At 24.0% G+C, this 24,197-nt stretch carries 23 protein-coding genes and 1 tRNA gene; 10 read left to right on the plus strand and 14 right to left on the minus strand.

Annotation, left to right across the window (positions count from 1 at the left end; genetic code table 11):
* Nucleotides 1-2: 2 nt before the first annotated feature.
* Nucleotides 3-73, minus strand: a tRNA-Gln gene (locus BLBCPU_RS01685).
* 218 nt (nucleotides 74-291) lie between these two features.
* Here BLBCPU_RS01685 and rpsP point away from each other — a divergent pair.
* A complete protein-coding gene (rpsP, locus tag BLBCPU_RS01690) occupies nucleotides 292-630 on the plus strand; it encodes a 30S ribosomal protein S16 (RefSeq protein WP_014246271.1) in 339 nt (112 codons plus the stop codon).
* A gap of 53 nt (nucleotides 631-683) precedes the next feature.
* On the opposite strand, the gene truB is transcribed toward rpsP, so the two are convergent.
* The 4 genes from truB to trmD form a co-directional block, all read right to left on the minus strand.
* The gene (truB, locus tag BLBCPU_RS01695) at nucleotides 684-1,352 is read right to left on the minus strand and encodes a tRNA pseudouridine(55) synthase TruB (protein ID WP_014246272.1); all 669 of its coding nucleotides are present in this window, start codon (nucleotides 1,350-1,352) and stop codon (nucleotides 684-686) included.
* Complete coding sequence (locus BLBCPU_RS01700; RefSeq protein WP_014246273.1) at nucleotides 1,349-2,212, minus strand: undecaprenyl-diphosphate phosphatase; 864 nt, start codon at nucleotides 2,210-2,212, stop codon at nucleotides 1,349-1,351. Before BLBCPU_RS01700 ends, truB begins: the two co-directional genes overlap by 4 nt.
* A 71-nt stretch (nucleotides 2,213-2,283) precedes the next feature.
* A complete protein-coding gene (gene gyrB / locus BLBCPU_RS01705; protein ID WP_014246274.1) occupies nucleotides 2,284-4,221 on the minus strand; it encodes a DNA topoisomerase (ATP-hydrolyzing) subunit B in 1,938 nt (645 codons plus the stop codon).
* A 277-nt stretch (nucleotides 4,222-4,498) separates the two neighbouring features.
* Nucleotides 4,499-5,185, minus strand: a complete 687-nt coding sequence (gene trmD / locus BLBCPU_RS01710) for a tRNA (guanosine(37)-N1)-methyltransferase TrmD (RefSeq protein ID WP_014246275.1) — start codon at nucleotides 5,183-5,185, stop codon at nucleotides 4,499-4,501.
* A gap of 83 nt (nucleotides 5,186-5,268) precedes the next feature.
* Between trmD and der the strand changes: the two genes are divergently transcribed.
* The 3 genes from der to BLBCPU_RS01725 all read left to right on the plus strand — a co-directional run bounded on the left by der (nucleotide 5,269) and on the right by BLBCPU_RS01725 (nucleotide 9,679).
* Entirely contained in the window at nucleotides 5,269-6,594 is a 1,326-nt protein-coding gene (gene der / locus BLBCPU_RS01715) for a ribosome biogenesis GTPase Der (protein ID WP_014246276.1), read from the plus strand.
* A gap of 51 nt (nucleotides 6,595-6,645) precedes the next feature.
* Nucleotides 6,646-7,248, plus strand: a complete 603-nt coding sequence (gene ruvA / locus BLBCPU_RS01720; protein ID WP_014246277.1) for a Holliday junction branch migration protein RuvA — start codon at nucleotides 6,646-6,648, stop codon at nucleotides 7,246-7,248.
* A gap of 112 nt (nucleotides 7,249-7,360) precedes the next feature.
* Nucleotides 7,361-9,679: an inorganic phosphate transporter gene (locus tag BLBCPU_RS01725; RefSeq protein WP_014246278.1), complete on the plus strand. Its 2,319-nt coding sequence runs from the start codon at nucleotides 7,361-7,363 to the stop codon at nucleotides 9,677-9,679.
* Between the two features lie 315 nt (nucleotides 9,680-9,994).
* On the opposite strand, the gene BLBCPU_RS01730 is transcribed toward BLBCPU_RS01725, so the two are convergent.
* Entirely contained in the window at nucleotides 9,995-10,525 is a 531-nt protein-coding gene (locus tag BLBCPU_RS01730; RefSeq protein ID WP_254044391.1) for a CvpA family protein, read from the minus strand.
* Nucleotides 10,526-10,582: 57 nt separating this feature from the next.
* Here BLBCPU_RS01730 and BLBCPU_RS01735 point away from each other — a divergent pair, with 57 nt between their 5' ends.
* Nucleotides 10,583-10,954, plus strand: a complete 372-nt coding sequence (locus BLBCPU_RS01735) for a hypothetical protein (RefSeq protein WP_014246280.1) — start codon at nucleotides 10,583-10,585, stop codon at nucleotides 10,952-10,954.
* A 21-nt stretch (nucleotides 10,955-10,975) separates the two neighbouring features.
* Nucleotides 10,976-11,971 carry a phenylalanine--tRNA ligase subunit alpha gene (locus BLBCPU_RS01740; RefSeq protein ID WP_014246281.1) on the plus strand — a complete coding sequence of 332 codons (996 nt, stop codon included), beginning with the start codon at nucleotides 10,976-10,978 and terminating at the stop codon, nucleotides 11,969-11,971.
* A 5-nt stretch (nucleotides 11,972-11,976) separates the two neighbouring features.
* On the opposite strand, the gene rlmB is transcribed toward BLBCPU_RS01740, so the two are convergent.
* On the minus strand, nucleotides 11,977-12,732 hold the full coding sequence (rlmB, locus tag BLBCPU_RS01745) for a 23S rRNA (guanosine(2251)-2'-O)-methyltransferase RlmB (protein WP_014246282.1): 756 nt from the start codon (nucleotides 12,730-12,732) through the stop codon (nucleotides 11,977-11,979).
* Nucleotides 12,733-13,072: 340 nt separating this feature from the next.
* Nucleotides 13,073-13,336, minus strand: a complete 264-nt coding sequence (locus tag BLBCPU_RS01755; protein ID WP_014246284.1) for a YtxH domain-containing protein — start codon at nucleotides 13,334-13,336, stop codon at nucleotides 13,073-13,075.
* Nucleotides 13,337-13,421: 85 nt separating this feature from the next.
* Here BLBCPU_RS01755 and murB point away from each other — a divergent pair, with 85 nt between their 5' ends.
* Entirely contained in the window at nucleotides 13,422-14,447 is a 1,026-nt protein-coding gene (gene murB / locus BLBCPU_RS01760; RefSeq protein ID WP_014246285.1) for a UDP-N-acetylmuramate dehydrogenase, read from the plus strand.
* A gap of 114 nt (nucleotides 14,448-14,561) precedes the next feature.
* Complete coding sequence (locus BLBCPU_RS01765; protein ID WP_014246286.1) at nucleotides 14,562-15,383, plus strand: purine-nucleoside phosphorylase; 822 nt, start codon at nucleotides 14,562-14,564, stop codon at nucleotides 15,381-15,383.
* A gap of 16 nt (nucleotides 15,384-15,399) precedes the next feature.
* Here the strand turns inward: BLBCPU_RS01765 and BLBCPU_RS01770 are convergent, their stop codons facing one another.
* Nucleotides 15,400-16,437, minus strand: coding sequence for an Mrp/NBP35 family ATP-binding protein (locus BLBCPU_RS01770; protein ID WP_014246287.1), 1,038 nt, complete (start codon nucleotides 16,435-16,437; stop codon nucleotides 15,400-15,402).
* A gap of 113 nt (nucleotides 16,438-16,550) precedes the next feature.
* On the opposite strand from BLBCPU_RS01770, the gene BLBCPU_RS01775 reads away from it, so the two are divergent.
* Both BLBCPU_RS01775 and pnuC read left to right on the plus strand, forming a co-directional pair.
* Complete coding sequence (locus BLBCPU_RS01775; RefSeq protein ID WP_014246288.1) at nucleotides 16,551-17,186, plus strand: 4'-phosphopantetheinyl transferase superfamily protein; 636 nt, start codon at nucleotides 16,551-16,553, stop codon at nucleotides 17,184-17,186.
* 14 nt (nucleotides 17,187-17,200) lie between these two features.
* Nucleotides 17,201-17,818, plus strand: a complete 618-nt coding sequence (gene pnuC, locus BLBCPU_RS01780) for a nicotinamide riboside transporter PnuC (protein ID WP_014246289.1) — start codon at nucleotides 17,201-17,203, stop codon at nucleotides 17,816-17,818.
* A 43-nt stretch (nucleotides 17,819-17,861) separates the two neighbouring features.
* Here pnuC and hisS read toward each other — a convergent pair whose 3' ends face one another.
* The 5 genes from hisS to murC are packed head-to-tail and all read right to left on the minus strand — an operon-like array spanning nucleotide 17,862 to nucleotide 24,196.
* Nucleotides 17,862-19,283 carry a histidine--tRNA ligase gene (gene hisS / locus BLBCPU_RS01785; protein WP_014246290.1) on the minus strand — a complete coding sequence of 474 codons (1,422 nt, stop codon included), beginning with the start codon at nucleotides 19,281-19,283 and terminating at the stop codon, nucleotides 17,862-17,864.
* A 43-nt stretch (nucleotides 19,284-19,326) separates the two neighbouring features.
* Entirely contained in the window at nucleotides 19,327-20,706 is a 1,380-nt protein-coding gene (ftsZ, locus tag BLBCPU_RS01790; RefSeq protein WP_014246291.1) for a cell division protein FtsZ, read from the minus strand.
* 3 nt (nucleotides 20,707-20,709) lie between these two features.
* The gene (gene ftsA / locus BLBCPU_RS01795; protein ID WP_014246292.1) at nucleotides 20,710-22,068 is read right to left on the minus strand and encodes a cell division protein FtsA; all 1,359 of its coding nucleotides are present in this window, start codon (nucleotides 22,066-22,068) and stop codon (nucleotides 20,710-20,712) included.
* Nucleotides 22,069-22,072: 4 nt separating this feature from the next.
* Nucleotides 22,073-22,804 (minus strand): cell division protein FtsQ/DivIB, encoded by a 732-nt coding sequence (locus BLBCPU_RS01800; protein ID WP_014246293.1) that lies wholly within the window; start codon nucleotides 22,802-22,804, stop codon nucleotides 22,073-22,075.
* A 15-nt stretch (nucleotides 22,805-22,819) separates the two neighbouring features.
* Nucleotides 22,820-24,196: a UDP-N-acetylmuramate--L-alanine ligase gene (gene murC / locus BLBCPU_RS01805; RefSeq protein ID WP_014246294.1), complete on the minus strand. Its 1,377-nt coding sequence runs from the start codon at nucleotides 24,194-24,196 to the stop codon at nucleotides 22,820-22,822.
* Nucleotide 24,197: the final 1 nt, after the last annotated feature.

The following is a 24,197-nucleotide window of genomic DNA, read 5'->3' on the forward strand; positions in this document are numbered from 1 at the left end:
AACAGACCCGTAGGGACTCGAACCCCAACTAACAGAACCAAAATCTGCTGTGCTACCGTTACACAACGGGTCTATAAAAAATGTAAATATATACCATTTTTTTTCAAAAACATTACAATTATGGATAAGGATATTTTTTAGATGATAGGATCGATCTACAATAGAAAATTGTCCGAATAGTACCCCATATGAAATAGGAAAAAAAATTAATTAGTATATTAGAAAGAAAAAAACGAGATGTTGAATAGATAAAAAAAATTTTTTTTTATCATTACCAAAATTCATCAAATTATGTCTGTAAAAATACGTTTAAAAAGAATTGGAAAAAAACATAAGCCTATTTATCATATAGTTGTAGCCGATTCTCGTTCCCCACGAAATGGAAAATTTATTGAAAAAATAGGAAGTTATAATCCTAATACGAATCCACCTTCAACAGTATTAAAAATGAATATTGCTGTATCATGGTTAATAAAAGGAGCACAACCTACTGATACTGTAAGATCTATTTTTTCTAAAAATGGAGTATTATTAAAAAAACATTTATTAGAAGGAGTTAAAAGAGGAGGATTAAGTGATGAAGAAGTTCAGAAAAAATTTAATTTTTGGAAAAATAAAAATTTATCATAGAGCATATAGTAGGGAAAGTAAACATGTAGGGAAAGTAAACATGTATAAAATAGTTATAACTCCTTAGAAGAATTTTTTATAGAAAATGGGCCTATACGTTCTCTTCTTAAAGAAAGAAGATAGGCACCACTTTTTATCTTTATTCCGAAATCTTGGGCTATAGATCGAATATAAGTTCCTTTTCCACATTCTATCAAAAATTTTATATAAGGTATTCCAATTTTTAGAATATGAAATTGATAAATTCTTACTCGTCTAGGTTTCATATTTTTTATTTTTTTCCCTTTTCTAGCATATTCATAAAATCGCTTGCCTTCTATTTTTAATGCCGAAAAACAGGGGGGGTATTGATTTATTTCACCAATAAATTTTTTAGATATTTTTTGAATAAGTTCAGGAGTTATGTGGGAGGTAGAAGAAAAATTATATTCTTTAGTTTCTGAATCAAAAGATGGAGTTACACATCCCATTTTTATAATACCTGTATAAGTTTTTTTATAATTTTGAATAGAATCTACTTTTTTCGTATATTTTCCTGTAAGAATTATTAAAAGTCCTGTTGCAAGAGGATCTAGGGTTCCAGCATGTCCTATTTTTATTCTTTTAGAAAAACAAATTATTTTTTGTTTAATCCTTTTCACCACTTCAAATGAAGTCCACCCCCACGGTTTATCTATTAATAATAGCTTCCCTTTTTCAAATTCTGAACAATTTTTTATCAAAAATTTTCAATTGGTTTAATAAAATAATGTATAATAATGAATATAATTCCAAAAATAATTCTATAATATCCAAATATTTTAAAATTATTTTTTTTTAGATAGGACATAAAACATTTTATAGATAAAATTCCTGTAATAAAAGAAACTATATTTCCAACTAATAATAATTTTATATTTTCTTGTAAAAAAAATTTTTTATCTATTATTGGAAAAATAAAAAATCTACGAACATTCAATGAAAAAATAAAATACTGGAATTGAAAGTAATGATCAAATAATTTTTTACATGTAGCAATAAAAATAACAGGAAAAGATAAAAAAAAAGAAAATTCAATTGCCTTTCTTCTTTCAATATTTTGTAACATACCGGATACTATAGTAGTAGCGCTTCTAGATACTCCTGGAATAATTGAAAAACATTGTCCTAATCCAATAATAAATGCTTTAAAATAAGTTATTCTATAGTCTTTATTTTTATAATTTTTTTTTTCATATAAATTTTCCACTATCAAAATAATTATTCCTCCTATAAAAAGAAAAATAGCTACCATAAGTGGATTTTTACTAAAAAAAAAATTTATTTTATTTTTTAATAAAAAACCAACAATTAATATGGGTAAACTAGCTATAAAAATTTTTAAATAAAAATCAAATTTTTGAAAAAAAAATTTTTTTCTGTATAAAAAAACTAATGAAAAAACAGCTCCAAGTTGAACAGATATTAAAAATAATTTTGTTATTTTTTTCTCTAAAATACCCATTAAGGAAGCTAAAAGTATCATATGTCCTGTAGAAGAAATAGGAAAAAACTCTGTAATTCCTTCAATAATTCCTAATAGGATTGATTGGATATAATTCATATCATAAATTAATTAATTTATATATAATAAAAAAATATGATTATATAGTCTATTCTATTATTTATATATAACTAAACATCAATTTTTGCATGTATCGCATTTTTTTCTATAAAATTTCTACGTGGTGGAACTTCATCACCCATAAGGATAGAGAATATTTTATCTGCTTCAAAAATATTTTCTATATTAATTTTTCGTAAGGTTCTTTTTTTTGGATTCATAGTAGTTTCCCAAAGTTGTTCAGCATTCATTTCTCCTAATCCTTTGTAACGTTGTATATTTATATTATTTTTCCTTCCTCCTAATTGATGAATAATACTTTCTCTTTCTTGATCACTCCAAGCATATTGAGAACGATTACCTTTTCGTATTAAATAAAGTGGAGGCGTAGCAATATAAATATGTCCTTTTTCTATTAATGGTTTCATATAACGAAAAAATAAGGTTAAAATTAAAGTAGAAATATGACTTCCATCTATATCCGCATCTGTCATAATAATAATTTTATTATATCTAAGTTTTTGAATATTTAAATTTTTTGTATTTTCTTCTTTATCATCAATAGAAACTCCTAAAGAGGTAAATATATTTATTATTTCCTCATTTTCAAATATTTTATATTCCATTGCTTTTTCTACATTTAGGATTTTTCCTCGTAAAGGTAATATAGCTTGAAATTTTCTATCTCTACCTTGTTTAGCGGTACCACCTGCAGAATCTCCTTCTACCAAATAAATTTCGCAATTTTCTGGATCATTAAATGAGCAGTCTGCTAATTTTCCTGGTAAAATATTATTGTAAATTGGATTTTTTTTTTGTATCAATTCTCGCGCTTTTTTAGATGCTTGACGAGCTTTAGCAGCTAAAATTACTTTATCAATAATTTTTTTTCTATCATTAGGGTTTTCTTCTAAATAACTATTTAACCTTTCCCCAACAAATTTTTCTACAATTCCTCCTACTTCATGATTGCTTAATTTTGTTTTAGTTTGTCCTTCAAATTTTGGGTCCATCACTCTTATAGAAAGAATAGCTGTAATTCCTTCTCGAAAATCATCTCCCGTAAATTCTATTTTATCTTTATTGGATGAAAAGATATATCCATCAGTGTATTTTTTTAACGTTCGAGTTAAGGCTCTTCGAAATCCAGTAAGATGAGTTCCTCCATCAGAAGTATGAATATTATTAACATAAGAATAAATTTCTTCTTTGAAAGAAGTATTATATTGCATAGCTAATTCTATAATGGTACTGTCTTTTTCCCCTTCGAAAAAAATAATATTTTTTGTTAAGGATTCTTTATTTTTATCTAGAATAGTAAGATATTCATTTAATCCATTTTTTGAGAAGAAGTATTCTTTTTTTTGGTTTTCTATGTTAGTTCTTTCGTCTTTTAAAAATAAATGTAGTCCTTTATTTAGAAAAGATAATTCTTGTAAACGTTTTACTAATATGTTATAATCATATGTGATAGAACTAAAAATGGACTGATCAGCAAGATAATAAATTTTAGTCCCTTTTCTATTAGTTTTTCCTAAACACTTTACATTATAAAGAGTTTTTCCTTTAAAATATTCTTGTTGGTAAATTTTTCCGTTACGATAAATTGTAACAATAAGTGTCCTAGATAAAGCATTTACACAGGATATTCCTACACCATGTAATCCTCCAGAAACTTTATAGGAATTTTTGTCAAATTTTCCACCTGCTCCAATTTTAGTCATTACCACTTCAAGAGCTGATTTTCCTTCTTTTTTATGAATTTCTATTGGAATTCCACGACCATTATCAATAACTGTAATAAATCCATTTTTATGAATTGTAACGAATATCCTATTACAAAAACCTGCTAAGGCTTCATCTACAGAATTATCTATAACTTCGTATACCAAATGATGTAATCCTCTAATACCTACGTCTCCAATATACATGGAAGGTCTCATTCTGATATGTTCAATTCCTTCTAAAGATTGTATACTATCTGCAGTATAATCTATTTTTTTACTCATAATATGAATTTTATTAGAAATTTTTTCTAAAAAATTTATAGTTTTATATTTGATTGATCTATTTAATAAAGATAGAAAAAATATAAAAAATGTTATCATATAAAAATTTGGAAAAAAAAATAATAGATAAATAGAAAATTTTATCTCATATAAATATTGAAAATGGAATCTATTTTTAACTCAATATGATATTATGATTATATCATTGGAATGATAGATCATGTAAATAATATGCTATAAAGTATTGTTTTTATCTATAAAAAAAAAATTAAAATATTTATAGAATGTTAAAATTATAATTTAATAATTCAATTTTTTTTTTCAGTATAGATTTTTTATATAACCAATCTTTTATTTTTTTATGATGCCCAGATACAAGTATTTTTGGGACAGATAATCCTTTATAAAGGATTGGACGAGTGTAAAGAGGGGGAGAATTTATAGATTTTATTTGAAATGAATCTGTAATCATAGAATCTGGATTATTTAGAACTCCAGGTAATAATCTAGTTACAGCCTCTACTACTACCGCTGCTGCTAATTCTCCTCCAGATAAAACATAAGGACCAATTGATATTTCTTTGGAAATTAAGTGATCTCTGATTCTTTGATCAATACCTTTGTAACGACCACACAAAATAATAATATTTTTCTTACAAGAAAATTCATAAGCATATTTTTGTGAAAAAATATTTCCATCAGGAGTCATAAAAATTTTTTCATCGTAATCTCTTTTTGAAAAAAGTTTCTGAAAACATCGATATACAGGTTCTATTCGAATCACCATCCCAGATTCTCCTCCATAAGGATAATCATCTACTTTGTTCCGTTTTCCTAAACCATATTTTCGTAAATCATGAATATAAATTTCTAGGATTTTTTTATTTATAGCTCTTTGAATCATAGAATTAGAAAATGGGCTTTTTAGTATTTCCGGAATTACGCTAACAATATCTATACGCATTTTTTTTAGTAATATACACTTTGAATAAGAATATCTGAATGAAAATAGTGAAAAAATTCTACCTTTGTGAATAATTTTTTATAATGAGTTATTTAGTTTCTATAGTCGGACGTCCTAATGTAGGAAAATCAACTTTATTTAACCGTATCATAGGAAAAAAAAAAGCTATAGTTCATGTTAAAAGTGGGGTTACTAGAGATAGGATATATGGAAATTCTGAATGGAATGGAATCCAGTTTTCTATAGTAGATACAGGAGGTTATAATCCTCCAAATAATAATATAGATATAATCGATACAGAAATTAGAAAACAAATTTTAATAGCTTTAAAAGAATCTGATGTAATTTTGTTTTTAGTGGATATGGAAATAGGTCTACTCGATGTAGATATCGAAATATCTAAAATACTTAGAAAATGTAAAAAATCAATATTATTAGTAGTTAATAAAGTAGATAATGGAAAAAATCTATATCATGATACAGATTTTTTCCGTTTAGGATTCAATAATTATTATTGTATATCTGCTATAAATGGAAGTGGGACTGGGGAAATGTTGGATAGATTAATAGAAATATTGAAAGAATTAGTAGAAAAAAAAGTAGAGGAAATAGGTGATATTCCACGGTTTTCGGTAATTGGTAGGCCCAACGTAGGAAAATCTACATTAATTAACTCTTTTTTAGATAAATACCGTCATATTGTCACGAATATTTCTGGAACAACAAGAGATAGTATAGATGTTTTTTACAAAAAGTTTGGATATAAATGTATTTTATTTGATACACCTGGAGTTAGAAAAAAATCAAAAATAAGTGAAAATATTGAATTTTATTCCACTATGAAAACGGTTAGAACGATTAAATATACAGATATTTGTTTTTTGATGGTGGATGCAGTTCGAGGATGGGAATCGCAGGATAGAAATATTTTTAGATTGATTGAAAAAAATCAAAAAGGTGTAATCATTCTTATTAATAAATGGGATTTATTACATAATAATAAAAATTGTTCTATAAAGAAAAATTTTGAAATTTTTATTAAAAAAAATATTGCTCCATTTGATAATGTACCTATCCTTTTTATATCGGCTAAAAATAAGGATGGTCTATATAATATTATACCCATAGCTTATCATATTTTTAGAAAAAGAAAAAAAAGATTAAAAACCAATTTATTAAATAGAGTTATGTTCCCAATTTTTAAAAAAAATCCTCCTCCTTCTATCAATAAAAAATTGATTACAATAAAATATTGTACTCAATTGCCTACATATACACCCAAATTTATTTTTTTTTCTAATTATCCTCAGTATATAAAAGAATCTTACAAAAGATTTATTGAAAATAAAATTCGTTATCATTTCGATTTTATAGGAGTTCCTATACAAATTTTTTTCAGAAAAAAATAATTTTTTCATAATTCATCTATATACTTACTTATTAGTTGTTTTTATAAAAAAGTGATAACACATTTAAGAGGAAAATTGATCGAAAAAAATCAATCCTATTTAATCATAGATTGTAACGGAATCGGATATTATATTCATATATCCTTGTCCACTTATTCTTCTTTTTCTACTAAAAAAGAAGGAGAGGAAATCTATATATATACTTATCTATTTATAAAGGAACATCAACATGTTTTATATGGTTTTTTTGATAGAATAGAAAGAAAAATATTTTCTGATTTGATATCTGTAAATGGAATAGGACCAAATTCTGCTATAACATTATTATCTTCATTAACTCCATATGAAATAGAACAATCTATCTTTAATGAAGAGATAGAAGTATTTAAAAGGGTAAAGGGGATTGGTATAAAAACGGCTCATAGAATTATAATAGAACTTAAAGATAAAATAGGAATTTTTTCTAAAAAAGAAAAAAACGTTACATTATTCGATAAAAATACACCATCCATTATAAAAAAAGAAGCTTTAAGTGCTTTGATTGTATTGGGTTTTTCTACTAAAGAATCTAAAAAAGTTTTAGAAGATATTTTAGAAAAAAATCCAAGATTTACTGTAGAAAATTTAATAAAAGAATCTATAAAAAAGTTATAATATCGTAAATAATTATTTACAATTTCTAATTGATGAAAAAAAAACAAACCCTAAAAATAATATATTTCTGTTTTTTTCGTGAAATTGATTAATTAATATTTACCTCTTTATTATGAAAATTTTTTATCCATCAATTATAGTTATTCTTTTTATATTATCTATTTTTGATCTTATTGTAGGGGTTATTAATGATTCCGTAAATTTTCTTAATTCCGCTATCGGATCTAAAGTCGCTTCTCGTAAGACTATTATGATTTTTGCTAGTTTAGGTATTCTATTGGGATCTTTTTTATCTAGTAGAATGATGGAAATAGCAAGAAAAGGAATTTTTGATCCTTCTTATTTTTATTTTTCTGATATTATTTTTATTTTTTTAGCAGTTATGATATCCGATATTATTTTATTGGATATTTTTAATACTTTAGGATTACCCACCTCAACTACAGTATCAATGGTTTTTTGTTTATTAGGAGGAGCGTTCAGTATTTCCATGATAAAAATTGCTTCTCCATTAAGTAATGAACCATTTCATCATTTAAGTCAATACATTAAAGCAGAAAAAACATTGACAATTGGTATAGGAATTTTTTTATCTATTATAATTTCTTTTTTTTCTGGGGCCTTTATTCACTATTTTATACGGATTTTATTAAGTTTTGAATATAAAAATAGATTAAAATATGCCGGAGTTATATGGGCAGCTATTTCATTGAGTAGTATGACCTATTTTTTGATTGTAAGAGGCCTTCACAGTAATTTTTTACAGAAAGGATATATATATGATAATTTATCAGGATTATCTCTATTTATTCAATATTTTATAAAATGGATTCATCATAATTTTTTTTTCTTTTTGATTTTATTATTTACAACTTGGATCTTTATAGCGAAGGTATTTGTTTTTTTAGGATATAATATATTAAAATTTGTCGTATTATATGGAACATTTTCTTTAGCTATGGCTTTTTCAGGAAATGATTTAGTAAATTTTATAGGAGTTCCTATAGCTAGTCTACAATCATATAACATATGGAAAGAAGCAGGAAGTCCTCCAGCAGAAGAATTTAATATGAAAAATTTATCTGGGAGGGTCCAGGTACCGTCTTTTGTTTTGATATTGGCAGGTATAATTATGATATTAACACTTTGGGTTTCTAAAAAAACAAAAACAATTACCAAAACGGAAATTAATTTAAGTCGACAAAATGAAGGGAATGAAAAATTTTTATCCAATTCTTTTGCAAGAATAATTGTTCGATTTTTTTTATTTTTCGGAAATAAATTTTTTAATTTATTTCCGAAACGAATTCTGGTTAAAATAGAAAAAAATTTTAAGCAAAAAATTAAAAAAGAGGAAAATATTGCTTTTGATCTAGTTAGAGCTTCTGCTAATTTAACTATATCTAGTATATTGATCTCTATAGCTACCGTTAAAAATATTCCACTATCTACTACTTTTGTCACTTTTATGGTTTCTATGGGAACATCTCTTTCAGATAGAGCTTGGAATAGAGAAAGTGCTGTTTATCGAATATCAGGAGTTTTGAAAGTTATAAGGGGATGGTTTTTAACCGGTTTTATAGCCTTTACTATGGCCGGATTTATAGCCTATTTTTTGTATTTTATAAAGGTATGGGCACTTATATTTTTTATTTTTTTAATGATATTGGTTTTTTATAAAAGTTATAAAAATTATCAAAAAATCCAATATCAAAAAGTGGAAGAGGAAAAAACTATATTTGGGATAATAGGATGGATAACATTAAACAAAACTTCCGAAAGTTCAGATATTTTAGAGCCAATGCTCAAATCTATAGAACTTATTTATAAAAATAGTATAGAAGGAATTACTAAAGAAAATTTAAAACCACTTAAAGATAGTAGAAAAAACTTTTTAAAAGTAAAAGAAAATTTTAATTATATACAGAACTCTTTAATTAGAGTGATAAAAAAAACAAAGAATAGTGATCCAATTTTTGGAATAATTTATATACGTATATACAATAAAATTAAAGAAATATTGGAATCCGAAGATATTATTACCAATTGCACTTTATTTCATGTAATTAATTGCCATAACCCTTTAAAATACAATCAAAAAAATAATTTACTTACACTTGAACATTTTATGATGGAATATTTCAGTATTATAAAAAAAATAATTATGAATAGAAATTGTAAATATGTAAGCAAAAAAATAAAAATTAATATTATAAAAAATATTGAGGAACAAATCAATCAACAGGTTAAGGGAATTATTCATAAAAAATATAGTACAAAAAATACATTATTAATGTTAGAAATTCTTATACAATCAAAAAAAATTACAGAAAATATAGAAGATTTTATCCTATTATATACAAATTGTTTATCCCATTTTTATTCAAATAGAGATTCTTCTATTTTAGTTTTAAAAAATATAAAAATTTAGAAGATCATAATCGAATATCTGATAAATCCATTATTAACTAAAAATTCAAAATTCTCTTTATTTATTCCAATAATTCAGTAAAAAATAATTGGATAAATCAATAATCTATTTAATAAATTAATTTATTTTTTTAAATCTAATAGATCTATTTTATAGATTTCGTTTCGTATCATTCCAAGAATAACTTATATAAATATACCATTTTTTTTATATTTTTTTTATAAAAAAATTATGTAATTTTATATTTTAAGTAAATATTTTTTTTACACAAACCCATTTTTTTTTATTAAGACTATATCCATGATAATAATATTTTTAAAGTATATTTAATGAAATTTGTAAATATAATTCTTCCAATTTCTTTAAAAAAAATAGAGGTGCTTTCCTATATATCGAAAAGATATATTGAAATTCTTTTTCAAAAGAATTTTGAAAGAAATTATAAGGAATTAAATTTATTTTTTCATTTATTTCTTTAAATAAAAGAATACATATTGATAAATAAAAAAAATATTTTATTAATCCTAAAATACCACCTAACCATTTTTCAATAGGTTTTATCCATGTAATTATAAAAAAAAATTCTAGAATTTTTTTAATTAAAAAAGCTATTACAATTATCAAAAAAAATGAAATTATTATAGAATAACTAGTAGCAAAAGGATCTTTATTCCTACTATTTACTTTTTTTGGTAATATTTCTGAAACTAAGTAAAATATATCGATCCCTTTATATATCAATATAAAAAATATCATGAATACAAATAACTGTGACAATAACCCTTTTTTATAACCATGATATCCACCATATAAAACTATAATCAGAATAATTAAATCTGTGATCATCATCATAAATATTCTTATTTTTTTCTATAAATATTAATAATAAGCTAATAAAATAACATGAAAAAAAAATTTATACGAGAATTTCATCTGAATTGGAATAAAGTAATTTTATATATACGAAATAATTTTTACATAAGAGGACAAATTAATCCTATTGGAATTATTTACCTAATAGGAATTCAAGTTCTAGGAAAAGGTCAAAATAAATTTTTAAAAAAAGAAGATAAAATAAATATTTTGCATATTGCAATATGTAGAATTTTAGAACCTTTTGGTTATTATGTATTTATTGGTAGGGATCGAGAAGGATGGCCACATTATTTACTAAAAAAAAATTACTCCTTTTTAAAAAAAGAAGAAAAATATTTTTTAATTAAAAAAGCAATCATTCGTTATATGATTGAAGAAAATATTCTTGATGATATTTAGAAAAATCAATAATCATATTTTATGGATAAAAAAATGGATGAAATTAAAGAAGAAATAAAAATTTTTAAGGCTCAAAAATATGAAGATTTAGAAAAATTTAGAATTAAATTTTTGGGTAAAAAAAAAGGTATTTTAACGATTTTATTTAAAGAATTAAAAACAATACCTATTTATAAAAGAAAATTATATGGTACAATCATCAATGATTTAAAAAAAAAGGTTCAAAAAAAAATTCAAATAAATAATTCCAAAAATTTCATTAAAAAGGAAAATACCTTAAATTTTGACTCTACAGTTCCAGGAAAATCTATAGATATAGGATCTATACATCCTATATCTATTCTAAAGAATAGAATTATCAATATTTTTAGAAAAATAGGGTTTTCTTATGTAGAGGGACCTGAAATTGAAAATGATTGGCATAATTTTACGGCTTTAAATTTTCCTATAGATCATCCATCAAGAGATATGCAGGATACATTTTTTCTACATAGGAATCCCGATATTTTATTACGTACACATACTTCTTCTGTACAAATACGATATATGAAAAAACATTGTCCTCCTTTTCGGATTTTATCTATAGGAAAAGTATATCGAAATGAAACAATTTCTTCCCGATCCCATTTTATGTTTCACCAAGCAGAATGTTTTTCTATAGATAGAAAAGTCTCTTTTTCAGATCTAAAAAAAACTATTCAATATTTAATAAAATCTCTTTTTGGAGAAGTAAAAATTCGATTTCGTCCTTCCTATTTTCCATTTACAGAACCTAGTGCTGAAGTGGATATTTATTTTAAAAATAAGAATAATAGAGGATGGTTAGAGATAATGGGCTGTGGTATGATAGATCCCAAAGTATTAAAAAACGTAAATATTGATTCAGAAATTTATTCCGGATTTGCTTTTGGAGTCGGCATAGAAAGAATTGCTATATTGATTTATAAAATTAATGATATTCGACTTTTTTTTGATAATGATATTCGGTTTCTAAGACAATTTAAAAGTGATTTTTAAATAATTTATTTTATTATATTTTTTCTTTGTCGTACTATTTCATATAAAATGATTCCACATGCTACAGAAACATTTAAAGATGATATTCCTTTTATTAATGGTATTTTTGCCTTTTCATAGGAAAGTTCTAAATATTTACGGGAAATTCCATTTTCCTCATTTCCTAGTATTAAAGCGGTAGGAAATGAAAAATCGATATCATACCAATATTTATTAGATTTTTCTGTAGCTGAAACGATTTTTAATCCAGATTTTATCAAATATTCAATAGTTTTTACAATATTTTTTTCTTTACATATCGGAACTTTAAATAAAGCACCTGAAGAAGTTTTTATTGAATCAGATCCAATCATAGCCATATTTTTTTGAGGAATTATTATAGAATCTACACCTGCACATACCGCAGTACGAATGATAGATCCAAAATTTCTAACATCTGTAATACGATCTAAAATGAGCAAAAGTGGATTTTTTTTTTTTTCATAAAAAATAGGTAGCAAATCTTCTATATGATAAGTTTTTATTGGTGAAAGAATAGCAAAAACTCCTTGATGATTTTTATTTTTCCATTGATCAAATTTTTTTTTTGAAACGGAATGAATTTGGATATTATTTTTTTTGGAAAGATTTATTAATTTTTTTTTATAAATATTAGCTCCTTTTTCCCATCCTATTTGAAAAAATAGCTTTCTAATAGTTATTTTGGATTTTATGGCTTCTATTAATGGATGTATTCCATAAATAACTTTTAATTTACTCATAATCCTTTTATTTTTTTTTATCAAAAATTTTAAAAAATGAATATTTTATAAAAAATCGTATAAAATTTTTACAGAAAAAAAAGATAAAAAATAAAAGAAAAATATATAAAATAGTAATAATTCCAAATCCTAAAATATAATTTCCAAAATAATAGGATAGAAAAAAAGATAAAGAAAAACTTCCTAAAAAAAGAATCATTATAAAAAATATAAGTAAACAAAAATTCAGAAAAATTTCTGTCATGATGGATACTATAATTTTAGTTGCTTCATTTTTAAAAAAGTTCAATTTTTTATTGATTAAATTTTTGATAAATGTGAACATTAAAAAAAAGAATTATTAAGTTCCCAATTCTTCTTCTACTTTATCAATTTTATCTATTTTATTTTTTTTCCATTTTTCTTCAATGTCAGATTTAATTCTATTTACTTTTTTTCCAATTTTTTTACCTATTTTTTGTAAATTATTTCTTAATTCTTCAGTTTTTTTTTCTAGTATATTTCTCATTTTATTTTCTTTTTTTGTAGATAAAATAATTCCTATTACTAACCCTGCGATAGTTCCAAGAATCAATCCTAAAAAAAAATTTCCTCCTTTTTTCATAAAAAAACAATTTTAGATTTATAGATAAATTTACAATATTTACGTAAAAAATGATATTTATTAATTTATGAAATTATTTTTCTATATGTTAGATATTAAAAAAAATTTTTCTCTAAAAAATTTTAATACATTTGGAATTAATGTTTATGCACGTTATTTTATAAATGTGAAAAATATAGAAGATCTACAAAAAACTTTGGATAGATATCCATATATTCCAATTTTTTTTTTGGGAAATGGAAGTAATATTCTTTTTTTAAAAAATTATTATCAAGGATTAGTAATAAAAATGGGAATAAAAGGGAAAAAAATAATAAAGGAAAATAATTCTAAAGTAATTGTTAAAGCTTTTGCTGGAGAAAATTGGAATGAATTTGTAGATTGGACTATAAAAAAAGGATTTAATGGTTTAGAAAATTTATCATTTATTCCTGGTACGGTTGGAGCTTCCCCAATTCAAAATATTGGAGCATATGGATCAGAAGTAAAGGATACTTTATTAGAAGTTCAAGTATATGATATCTATAGTGGTATAATACGAAAGTTTACCCGAGAAGAATGTAAACTAGAATATCGAAATTCTTTTTTTAAGTATCCACATGTTAAAAATAAATTTTTAATTTTATCTGTTTCTTTTTTATTAAGTAAAAAATATAAAAAATTAAATATTTATTCCATTGAAATTAAAAAAGAATTAAAATACATGAATGTAAAAAAACCAACTCCTTACGATTTAAGAAAGGTGATATTTAATATTAGGAATAGAAAACTCCCTAATCCAAAAAAAATTGGAAATGCTGGTAGTTTTTTTATAAATCCTATAGTAAAAATATTGGATTTAAAAAAATTACAATATGAATATTCAACTATTATTGGATATTATTTTTCTAAAGATAAAGTAAAAATATCTGCTAGTTCCTTGATAGAAACAATAGGATGGAAAGGAAAAAAAATAGGAGATGTTGGGGTTTATGAAAAACAACCTATAGTTTTAGTAAATTATGGAAAAGCTAGTGGTATGGATATTTATTATTTTTCAGAAAAAATAACTAAAAAAATTAAAAAAAAGTTAGGTATCGTGTTAACAAAAGAAGTAAATATTATACAGTAAAAATAATTAAAAAAATTTTATAGATAAAGTTTATTAATAAAAAAAAATAATATTCTATCAAGAATATCATTTTTTATATTATAAAAATTCTATTTTATTTAAATAATATAGAAATTGAGAAAAAATTTAATCTATGTCAATAATTTTAGAAGAAAAATCAAAAAATATATACAAAAAAAAATCCAAAAAAAACCTGATTTTGGAATAATATTATTGGAAAATCAGTTTAATAAATTAGTAGAAAAAATAAAAAATCCTATATATATTTCTTACGAAGAAATTCCAAATTTTAATAAAAAAAATTTATATGGAAAATTTATTTTCGGAGAAATAGAAAATAAAAAAGTCATTTTTTCAATAGAACCATTTTATGAAAATGAAAAAATTCCTTTTTCTATTATAATTTTTAAAAATCTCGGAGTAGATAAATTAATATTGATTAATATTTCTGGAGGAATAAATCCAAATTATAAAATAGGAGATTTGATGCTGGTAAAAGATCATATCAATTTTTTACCAGAAAATACTAAAATAATAAAATTTATAGAAAAAAATAATAAGTATTTTTGTATTAACGAGTTATATGATCAAAAGATGCTTGAAATAGCAGAAAATATTGCAATGAATCATAATATAATTATACAAAAAGGTATATATGTAACATTTCCATATCCAAATTATAAAACCTATGCAGAACATGCAATGATACGATCTATGGGAGGAGATAGTATTGGAATGAATACCATTTCATATATAATAACAGCTAGATGTATGAATCTACGAGTTTTTTTTATATCCATGATAGTTGGATTATATGAAAATAAAGATTCTTATTCCAATTCTATAAATTTTATGACTCCATTTATTTACGAAACTGAAAAATCTATACCTATTCTAATATTAATTTTTAAAGATTTTATCAAACTTTGTTCCTAGTTAATTTAAAAAATTATTATTGAGATAATTTATTTATTATATTTTTTGTAATTTTTTCAAAAATTTTTCTTATTTGATCATTTTCTAAAACTACTGGTACTCCTAAATCAGAATATTCTCTGATTTCTTGTAACATAGGAATCTCTCCTAGAAAAAATATATTCATTTTTTTTGAAAAATTTTTTACTCCATTTTTACCAAAAAAATATTGTTTTGTTTTGGTTTTATTTTCAATAAAAAAAGACATATTTTCTATTATTCCAAGTATTGGAACTTGAATAGATTTAATACGAAACATCGCTACAGACCTATGTACATCCGATAAAGAAATTTTTTGAGGTGTACTAACGATAATAATTCCTTTTAATGGAATATCTTGTAAAATTGATAAATGAATATCTCCTGTTCCTGGTGGTAAATCTACAATTAAAAAATCTAAGTCCCCCCAATCTGTATCATGAATAAATTGTCTTAAAACCTTAGTAGCCATTGGGCCCCTCCAAACAACAGCTTCTCCAGATTTTGAAAAAAAACCTAAAGATATAATTTTAACTCCATAACTAGTGATAGGATTCATTACATAAGAATTATTTTTCTTTTTTATAATAGAAGATTGGATCTTATTTTCTTCTATGTTAAACATTAATGGAATGGAAGGACCATAAATATCCGCATCTAATAACCCAACATGAAATCCCATTTTTACTAGAGAGACCGCTAAATTTGTTGCAATAGTAGATTTTCCAACTCCTCCTTTTCCAGAAGCTACTGCTAGTATATTTTTTATACCATATCTTTTTTTATCAGTATTTTTTAATTGAATTTCTATTTTTAAAAAAATTTTTTTTTTATCTAAATTTTGATATTTTATAGATTGTAAAATATCTTTTTTTAATTTTTTTTTGATATGCATAGTCGGATTGTATAAACTTATATGTATTCTTATTTCATCTTTAAATACATCTATTTTTTTTACTATTCCAGACTCAATAATATTTTTTTTATTTTCAAGGATAAAAACATTTTTTAATGCTTTAGAAATTTTTTTTTTCATACAAAAAAAAATTATAATCCATATATGGATATTTTTAACAATAGTACAAAAAAAATGGCTAGACTGAATTTTAATAATTTTTTTTAATAGAAAAAGTATGTATCTCTGTTTCTATGTTTATTTTTAATAAATTTAACCATATTCACACTAAAATTATAGTTTTTAGATGTAAAAATATAAAAACTATGTTTTTAGAAAAATTTATTTTTTCTGATAAAGAAAGAAAGTTTTTTTTGTCTTTATCAGAAAAACGTAAAAAAGAATTTTTAGGAGTCCGTTATGCCCTTAGATATATAGGTATAAACATGAATCTTTTGTATAATGAAAAAAGAAAGCCTTTTTTTTTTCCTACTAAAGGAAAGTATATTTCTTTAAGTCATTCTTTTGAACTAATTGCTATAGCAATTAGTTCCTATCCGATAGGTATAGATATAGAAAAATTAAGAAAAGATCAAAAGATAATAAAAATAAAAAAAAAATTTGTTAGAAATGATGAATCAGTTTTTATTCATCCTAATTACGAAGAAGATTATCTTCATATTATATGGGGTATTAAAGAAAGTTTATATAAGTTAGAAGGAGGACAATCCTCCAATTTTTTAAATCACTATAAAGTTTCTCCTTTTTTTATAAAAAAAGATTCTTGCATATCCTGTTGGATTATAAAAAATTCCTATAGTAAAAGATTCTCTGCTTTTTATAGAAAAATAGATAACCATTATCTAGTTTATATTATAGATGATAAATAAAAATAGAATTTAGGATGAATGAATGGATAAATATATTTTTATCGCCTTATCATAATAAAAGTTGGGGTAATATCATTTTAGAATTAATAGCTGTAATACTTAGTATATTTAGTGTAATTTTTGCACAAAAAAATAATATATGGTTATATCCAATAGGAATATTTAGTACCGTTATATACAGTTATTTAACTTTTATATTCTCTCTTTATGGAGATTTTATTATCAATATATATTATACAGGAATGGGTTTTTATGGATGGTATTTATGGACCTACAAAAAGGATAAAAAAAACCAAAAAATACCTATAACTTATTCCAATTTAAAAGATTACTTCTATACAGCTTTATTTCTTTTATCAACTTGTATTCTCAGTATAACGGTTTATTTTTTTAATGGAAAACTTAAAAATTATTCCGATTGGATGGATGTATTGACAACTGGTATTTTTTTTTCTGGAATGTATCAAATGGCTATGAAAAAAGTAGAAAATTGGATATTTTGGCTGGTTGGAAATTTAATATCTATCCCCATTTATTTTTTTAAAGGTCTTATATTAACAGGTTTTTTATTTATTTTTCTTGCAGTACTATCTATAATAGGTTATGTACTTTGGAATAAAAAAGCCTATTAATCAATAAATAAAAGTTTATTTTTATATTTTATTATATGTTAATTTAAAAGGAATCTTTACTTAATTGATGAAAAAAATCATTGATATTATCATATTCTATTTCTACTCTTTTTTTTATATTTTTTACTCGTATTTTATTTTTTTCTATTTCATTTTTTCCTATACTAATAGTAAATGGAATATTATTATCGTTCGCATATCTAAATTGTTTATTTATTTTAACAGCATTTGGATATAATTGAGTGGATATTCCTTTTTTTCTCAAAAAATTTATCATATTATATGCATATAAAACCTCTTCATCCCCAAAATTAATAAACAATATTTTTGAAGGAGCACTAGAAATATTCTGGAATAAATTTTCTTTTATCATAGATAAATAAATTCTATCTAAACCTAAAGATACCCCTACTCCAGAAAAATGTTTCATTCCAAAAAAACTAGATAATTGATCATATCTTCCTCCTCCTCCAATAGAATTTAAATGACTAGATTCCTTATGATGATACTTTGGAAATATTTCAAATATAGTTCCTGTATAATAATTCATTCCTCTAGCTAAAGAAATATTCCATTCCAATTTTGTATTTTTTAAAGAAATATTTTTTATTTTTCTAAAGATAAAGCTAAGATCTTTTATACCTTTTTTTCCTTTTTTAGAGTTTTTTAAAGCAAAAGTTAAAGATTCTATTTTTTTGTAAAAATTTTCTTTCATATCAAAAAAATATGCGATCTTTTCAAAAGATTCGGAAGAAATACCTTTACGTAACATTTCTTTTTTTACTATATTCTTTCCCATTTTATTCCATTTATCCAAAGAAATAGTAAAATCTTTCCATAAATTATTGTTTATTCCAGAAATTTCTACTAATCCTCCTAAGATATCTCTATGATTAATATGAATTATTATAGGAAAATTTAATTTAGTAAAAATTTCGTCACAAAGTTTAATAAGTTCAATTTCTGACCATAAAGATAAGGATTCGATTCCTATAAAATCGGCATCACATTGGTAAAACTCTCTAAATCTTCCTTTTTGTGGTTTATCTGCTCGCCATACAGGTTGTATTTGATATCTTTTAAAAGGAAAAAAAATTTCATTTCTATGCATCACTACATAACGTACAAAAGGTACCGTTAAATCATACCTAAGTGCTTTATTAGATATATATTCGGTCAATAATTTTTTAATAATATCAACTTTAATTTCTTTATTTTTCATCAAAAAATCTGAAATTCCTTTTTTTAAAAAATTTCCTGAATGAAGTAATCTAAACATAAGGGTATCCCCTTCTTGTCCATATTTTCCAATAAGAGTAGAAATATTTTCAAAAGAAGGAGTTTCTATAGGATAGTACCCAAAAAGTTCAAATTTATTTCGAATAATTTGAATTAAATAGTTTCTTCTATTCATCTCTATAGATGAAAAATCTCTTGTTCCTTTTGGAATACTAGGATTTTCCATCAAAAAAAAGATATATATAATAGTTCATCTAAAAATTTTTTATCTATTCATGTTTATTATTTTCTTTTTTTATTATAATTTTATTAGTAAGTTTCATTTTATTATTTTTCAATATTTTATTTTTTTCTTCGTAGGAAATAGGAATATTAAAATTATCTTCTAGCATATATCTTTTATATTTTTTTTCTACTAAAGAACTGGAAGGATGATTAATCATATTTTTTTTTTGATTTAAATTTAAGGAAAATTCCCCCTTATAATTTATCGATGAATCCCTTTTATTATAAATGTCTTTTTTTGAAGTAATAGATTCTATTCGTTGAGAATTATAATAAGAAGGAATTTCTTCTATTTTTGTTAATCTTTGTTTATAAGGTTCTTCTAACCTATGAAATATTTTTTTTTCTTCGTGATTAATAACCCTTTGTACTTCTGTTGGAAAACCAGTAGCTACTATAGTAACTGAAATACTTTCTTCTAAATTTTCGTCTTCTCCGATTCCCATAATAATATTAGCATTATTTCCGGCTTCTGCCTGTATATAATCACTAATGATTCCAATTTCATCTATAGTAATTTCAATTTTTCCTGAAACAATAAGTAAAAGAACATTTTTTGCTCCAGTTATCTTATTATCATTCAATAATGGAGAATCTAATGCTTGTACAACGGCTTCTTTTGCTCTATTTTCACCGACAGAAATAGATGATCCCATAACCGCCGTCCCACTTTCTTTAAGTACCGTTCTAGTATCTCTTAAATCTATGTTTTGTTTATAATGGTGGGTTATAACTTCGGCTATTCCCTTAGCTGCAGTAGTAAGAACTTCATCTGCTTTTGAAAATCCTGCTTTAAATCCAAGATTTCCATATAATTCTCTTAATTTATCGTTATTAATAACAATTAGAGAATCAACATTCTTTCTTAATGTTTCTATTCCTTTTTGAGCTTGTTGTAATCTCATTTTTCCTTCAAAATGAAATGGAATTGTTACAATACCTACAGTAAGAATTCCTTTTTCTTTAGAAATACCGGCAATAATTGGAGCAGCCCCAGTTCCAGTACCTCCTCCCATTCCTGCTGTAATAAAAGTCATTTTTGTATTAGAATCTAAAATACTTTTGATTTCTTCTAGACTTTCTAAGGCCGCTTTTTCTCCTACTTCTGGATCGGCACCAGCTCCTAATCCTTCTGTAATAGAAGCCCCTAATTGAATTTTTAATGGAACTGGATTATTATTTAACGCTTGTGCATCCGTATTACATGCTATAAAATCTACACCAGTAATACCTTGTTCAAACATATAACTTAAAGCATTACTTCCCCCACCTCCTACACCAATAACTTTAATAGAAGCTGAACGATTTTTAGAAAATCCAAATGGGACGTTTTCTTTTTTTTGTATAAAATTTTCTTTTTTCATTATTTATTCTGTATCATTCAGTATTTGACGGAACTTATCAGCCCAAATTTCAAGAAAAGATTTAGATTTTTTCTTATTTTTTTTATTCTCTGTGTCCTGTTTATTATTGAATCTACGGTTTTTATCATATAATTTTGAAGAAAAAAATTCTGAAGTTTCATCATAATATCTAGACTCCATTTCTGTGCAAATATATTTTTTTTTATCTTCAATTCCCTTTATCACTAAACCTATCGATGTAGCATATTCTGGATCACTTATCATTCCATTTTCTCCTCCTGAAATATGTTCATTAGAATAACCGATACGTACATCCATTCCAGTAATATATTCTGTTAAGGGTCTAATATGTTTTAGTTGAGATCCCCCCCCTGTCATCACTATTCCAGCTATAAGTCTTTTTTTCTGCTCTTCATTTCCATAATTTTTTATTTCTATATTAACTTGCTCTAAAATTTCACAAACTCTTGTATGAATAATTTGAGAAAGAAGTTTTAATGTAATTTCCTTAGGATCACGACCTCTTAATCCAGGAATGCAAACAATTTCGGTTTCTTTATTTTCTCCAGGCCATGCGGATCCAAATTTTATTTTTAATAATTCTGCTTGTCGTTCAATAATTAAACAATCTGTTTTAATATTTTCAGTAATTACATTTCCTCCAAAAGGAATGACGGCAGTATGACGAATAATATTATCTTTAAATATTGCAACATCCGTAGTCCCTCCTCCTATATCCACTAATGCTACTCCAGCTTCTCTTTCTTCTATATTTAAAACAGCTTCTGCAGAAGCTAATGGCTCTAAAGTCATACCAGATAAATTTAATCCTGCTGCTTTTACACATCTTCCAATATTTCTAATTGAAGAAATTTGTCCTACCACTACATGAAAATTAGCCTCTAAACGACTTCCATACATTCCTATAGGTTCTCCAATTTCTGATTGACTATCGACTTTATATTCTTGTGGAAGAACATGAATTATTTCTTCTCCTGGAAGCATAACTAGTTTATGGACTTGGTTAATTAATTTTTGTATATCTTTTTGATTGATAACATTTTCAAAATCTAATCTTGTAATATAATCATTATGTTGTAAACTTCTGATATGCTGTCCTGCAATACCAACAATAACTTCTTTTATTTTTAATCCAGAACTATGTTCTGCTTCATTTACAGCTTCACGAATAGCTTCAATTGTTTGAGTGATATTATTAACAACACCTCTATGTACTCCTGTACTTTTAGATCTACCTATGCCTAAAATCTCAATTTTATTATATTCATTTATCCTTCCTACCATAGCTACAATCTTTGTGGTTCCCACATCAAGACCTATAGCTATATCTTGATATTCCATAGACTTATCTTTTTTTTGCTACTACTTGGTCCTTATATTGTAAATCAATGCTTTTATATTGATTAATATCTATTTTATTTAAATACTGCTTGTAAAAAGCTTTTAATTTATTCAATTTACTTTTAAAATCCTTTAAATTTCCTAATATAATATGATGATTACCTATTTTTGGAATTAAAATAAATAAGTTAGAAACAGTTTTCTTTATACTAATAATTTGGTTTTTCAATAATTCATCAGAATTGATGGTTTTTACTAAATCCGATAAGTATTTTTTTTCTTCCTTCGAAAAGGATCCTTTTGCTAAAATAACTTTTGAAGAATAAAAAGAAGAAAGTCCTAAATTTTCCAATTCTTTAGTAAGATAATATTCTTTATTACCATTTTTTATTCTTAAAATGGGTTCTTTTTGCCAAATTTTAATATTTAGGGTACCATCTGCACTAAGAAATACTTCAGATTTTTTTATAAAAGGGTAATTATTTAATTTTTTTCCATTTTTAATATACATAATTGACCAATTTTTTTTTTCAATTTTTTCTGTTGTAGAGAATAAAAAATTTTTAATAATTTTTTCATTCACAAAATGATTTTTGGATAATGGTTCCATAATAATATTTATTTTTTTTAAATTTCTATTTTTATGTATTTTTTGAGAAAAGTAAAAAAAAAATGTCATAAAAATTATATATAAAAACAATACAGTAGGAATAAAATTTTTTTTATTTTTTCTCATTTATTATTAATTTATCTATCCATATTTGTTATACAACCATTTTTTTATTGGAAAAATCAAGGTATCTATATTACCAGCACCTATTGTAAGTATAACATCAAAATTTTTTTTTTCAATTTTGTCTAAAACTCTAGATAAGCTAGTAACTTCTTTATTTTTAGAGTTCATTTTTATTTTTTCTAATAAACTATTAGAACTAATCCCTTTAATGGGGAATTCTCTTGCTGGATAAATATCCAATAAAATTAAAAAGTCAAGTTTTTCTAAACTTTTTGCAAAATTTTTTTCAAAAAATTTAGTTCTACTAAATAAATGGGGTTGAAAAATTCCTAATATTTTTTTACGAGGAAAACACTTTCTTATAGTACTAATCAAAGCATTAATTTCTGTAGGATGATGTGCATAATCATCTATATATATTTTTTTTCTAGATTGATAATGTATGGAATATCTTCTTTTAATTCCTTTGAATAAAAATAAGGATTTTCTAATATTTTCACTATCTATTTTCAAATAATCAGATATAGCTAATGCAGCAGTTACATTTTTTAAATTATGTAATCCTGGAATAGGTAATAAAAGAGATTTCCAGGTTTCTTTTGGAGTATGAAAATCAAAATACCATTTATCCCCTTTAATAGAAATACAATTTGAATAATAATTACCTATTTCCCCTACAGAATAATATATAGCATTTTTATTAGAATATGGAAAATATTCTTCTTTACAAAGAAAGAGTTTTTTATATGGATTTTTTAATTTATTGGAAAATTTTATATATGCCTTTATCAAGGATTCTTTTTTAGGATAAGTATCTATATGATCTTGATCTAAAGAAGTAATACATGCAATATTAGGAGATAAATATAAAAAAGAGTGATCAAATTCGTCGGCTTCTACCAAGAAAATCTCCGTTCCATTTAAAATAAGATTAGATTGATAATTTTCAGAAATTCCTCCTAAAAAAGCCGTAACTTTTTTACCTGAATTATATAAAATATGTCCTAGTAAAGCACTAGTAGTAGTTTTTCCATGTGTTCCTCCTATAGCTATGCAAATTTTATTTTCTGTAATTAAAGCTAATACTTGAGAACGTTTTTTGATATTTTTTCCGTATTTTTTTATAAAAATCCATTGTTTATGAGTAGATGGGATGGCAGGTGTATATACAATTAGACATCGTTGAGAATGAATCCATTCAGGTACCATTTCTATATTATCCTGATAATTGATAAATATCCCTTCTTTTTCTAATTTTTTGGTTAAAAAGGTTTTATATCTATCATAACCATAAACTTTTTTACCCATATAATGAAAATATCTTGCTAAGGAACTCATTCCTATCCCACCAATTCCTAAAAAATAAAAAGCATCAATTTGATTTATATTCATA

The sequence above is a fragment of the Blattabacterium sp. (Cryptocercus punctulatus) str. Cpu genome, assembly GCF_000236405.1.
GTDB classification, from domain to species: domain Bacteria; phylum Bacteroidota; class Bacteroidia; order Flavobacteriales; family Blattabacteriaceae; genus Blattabacterium; species Blattabacterium punctulatus.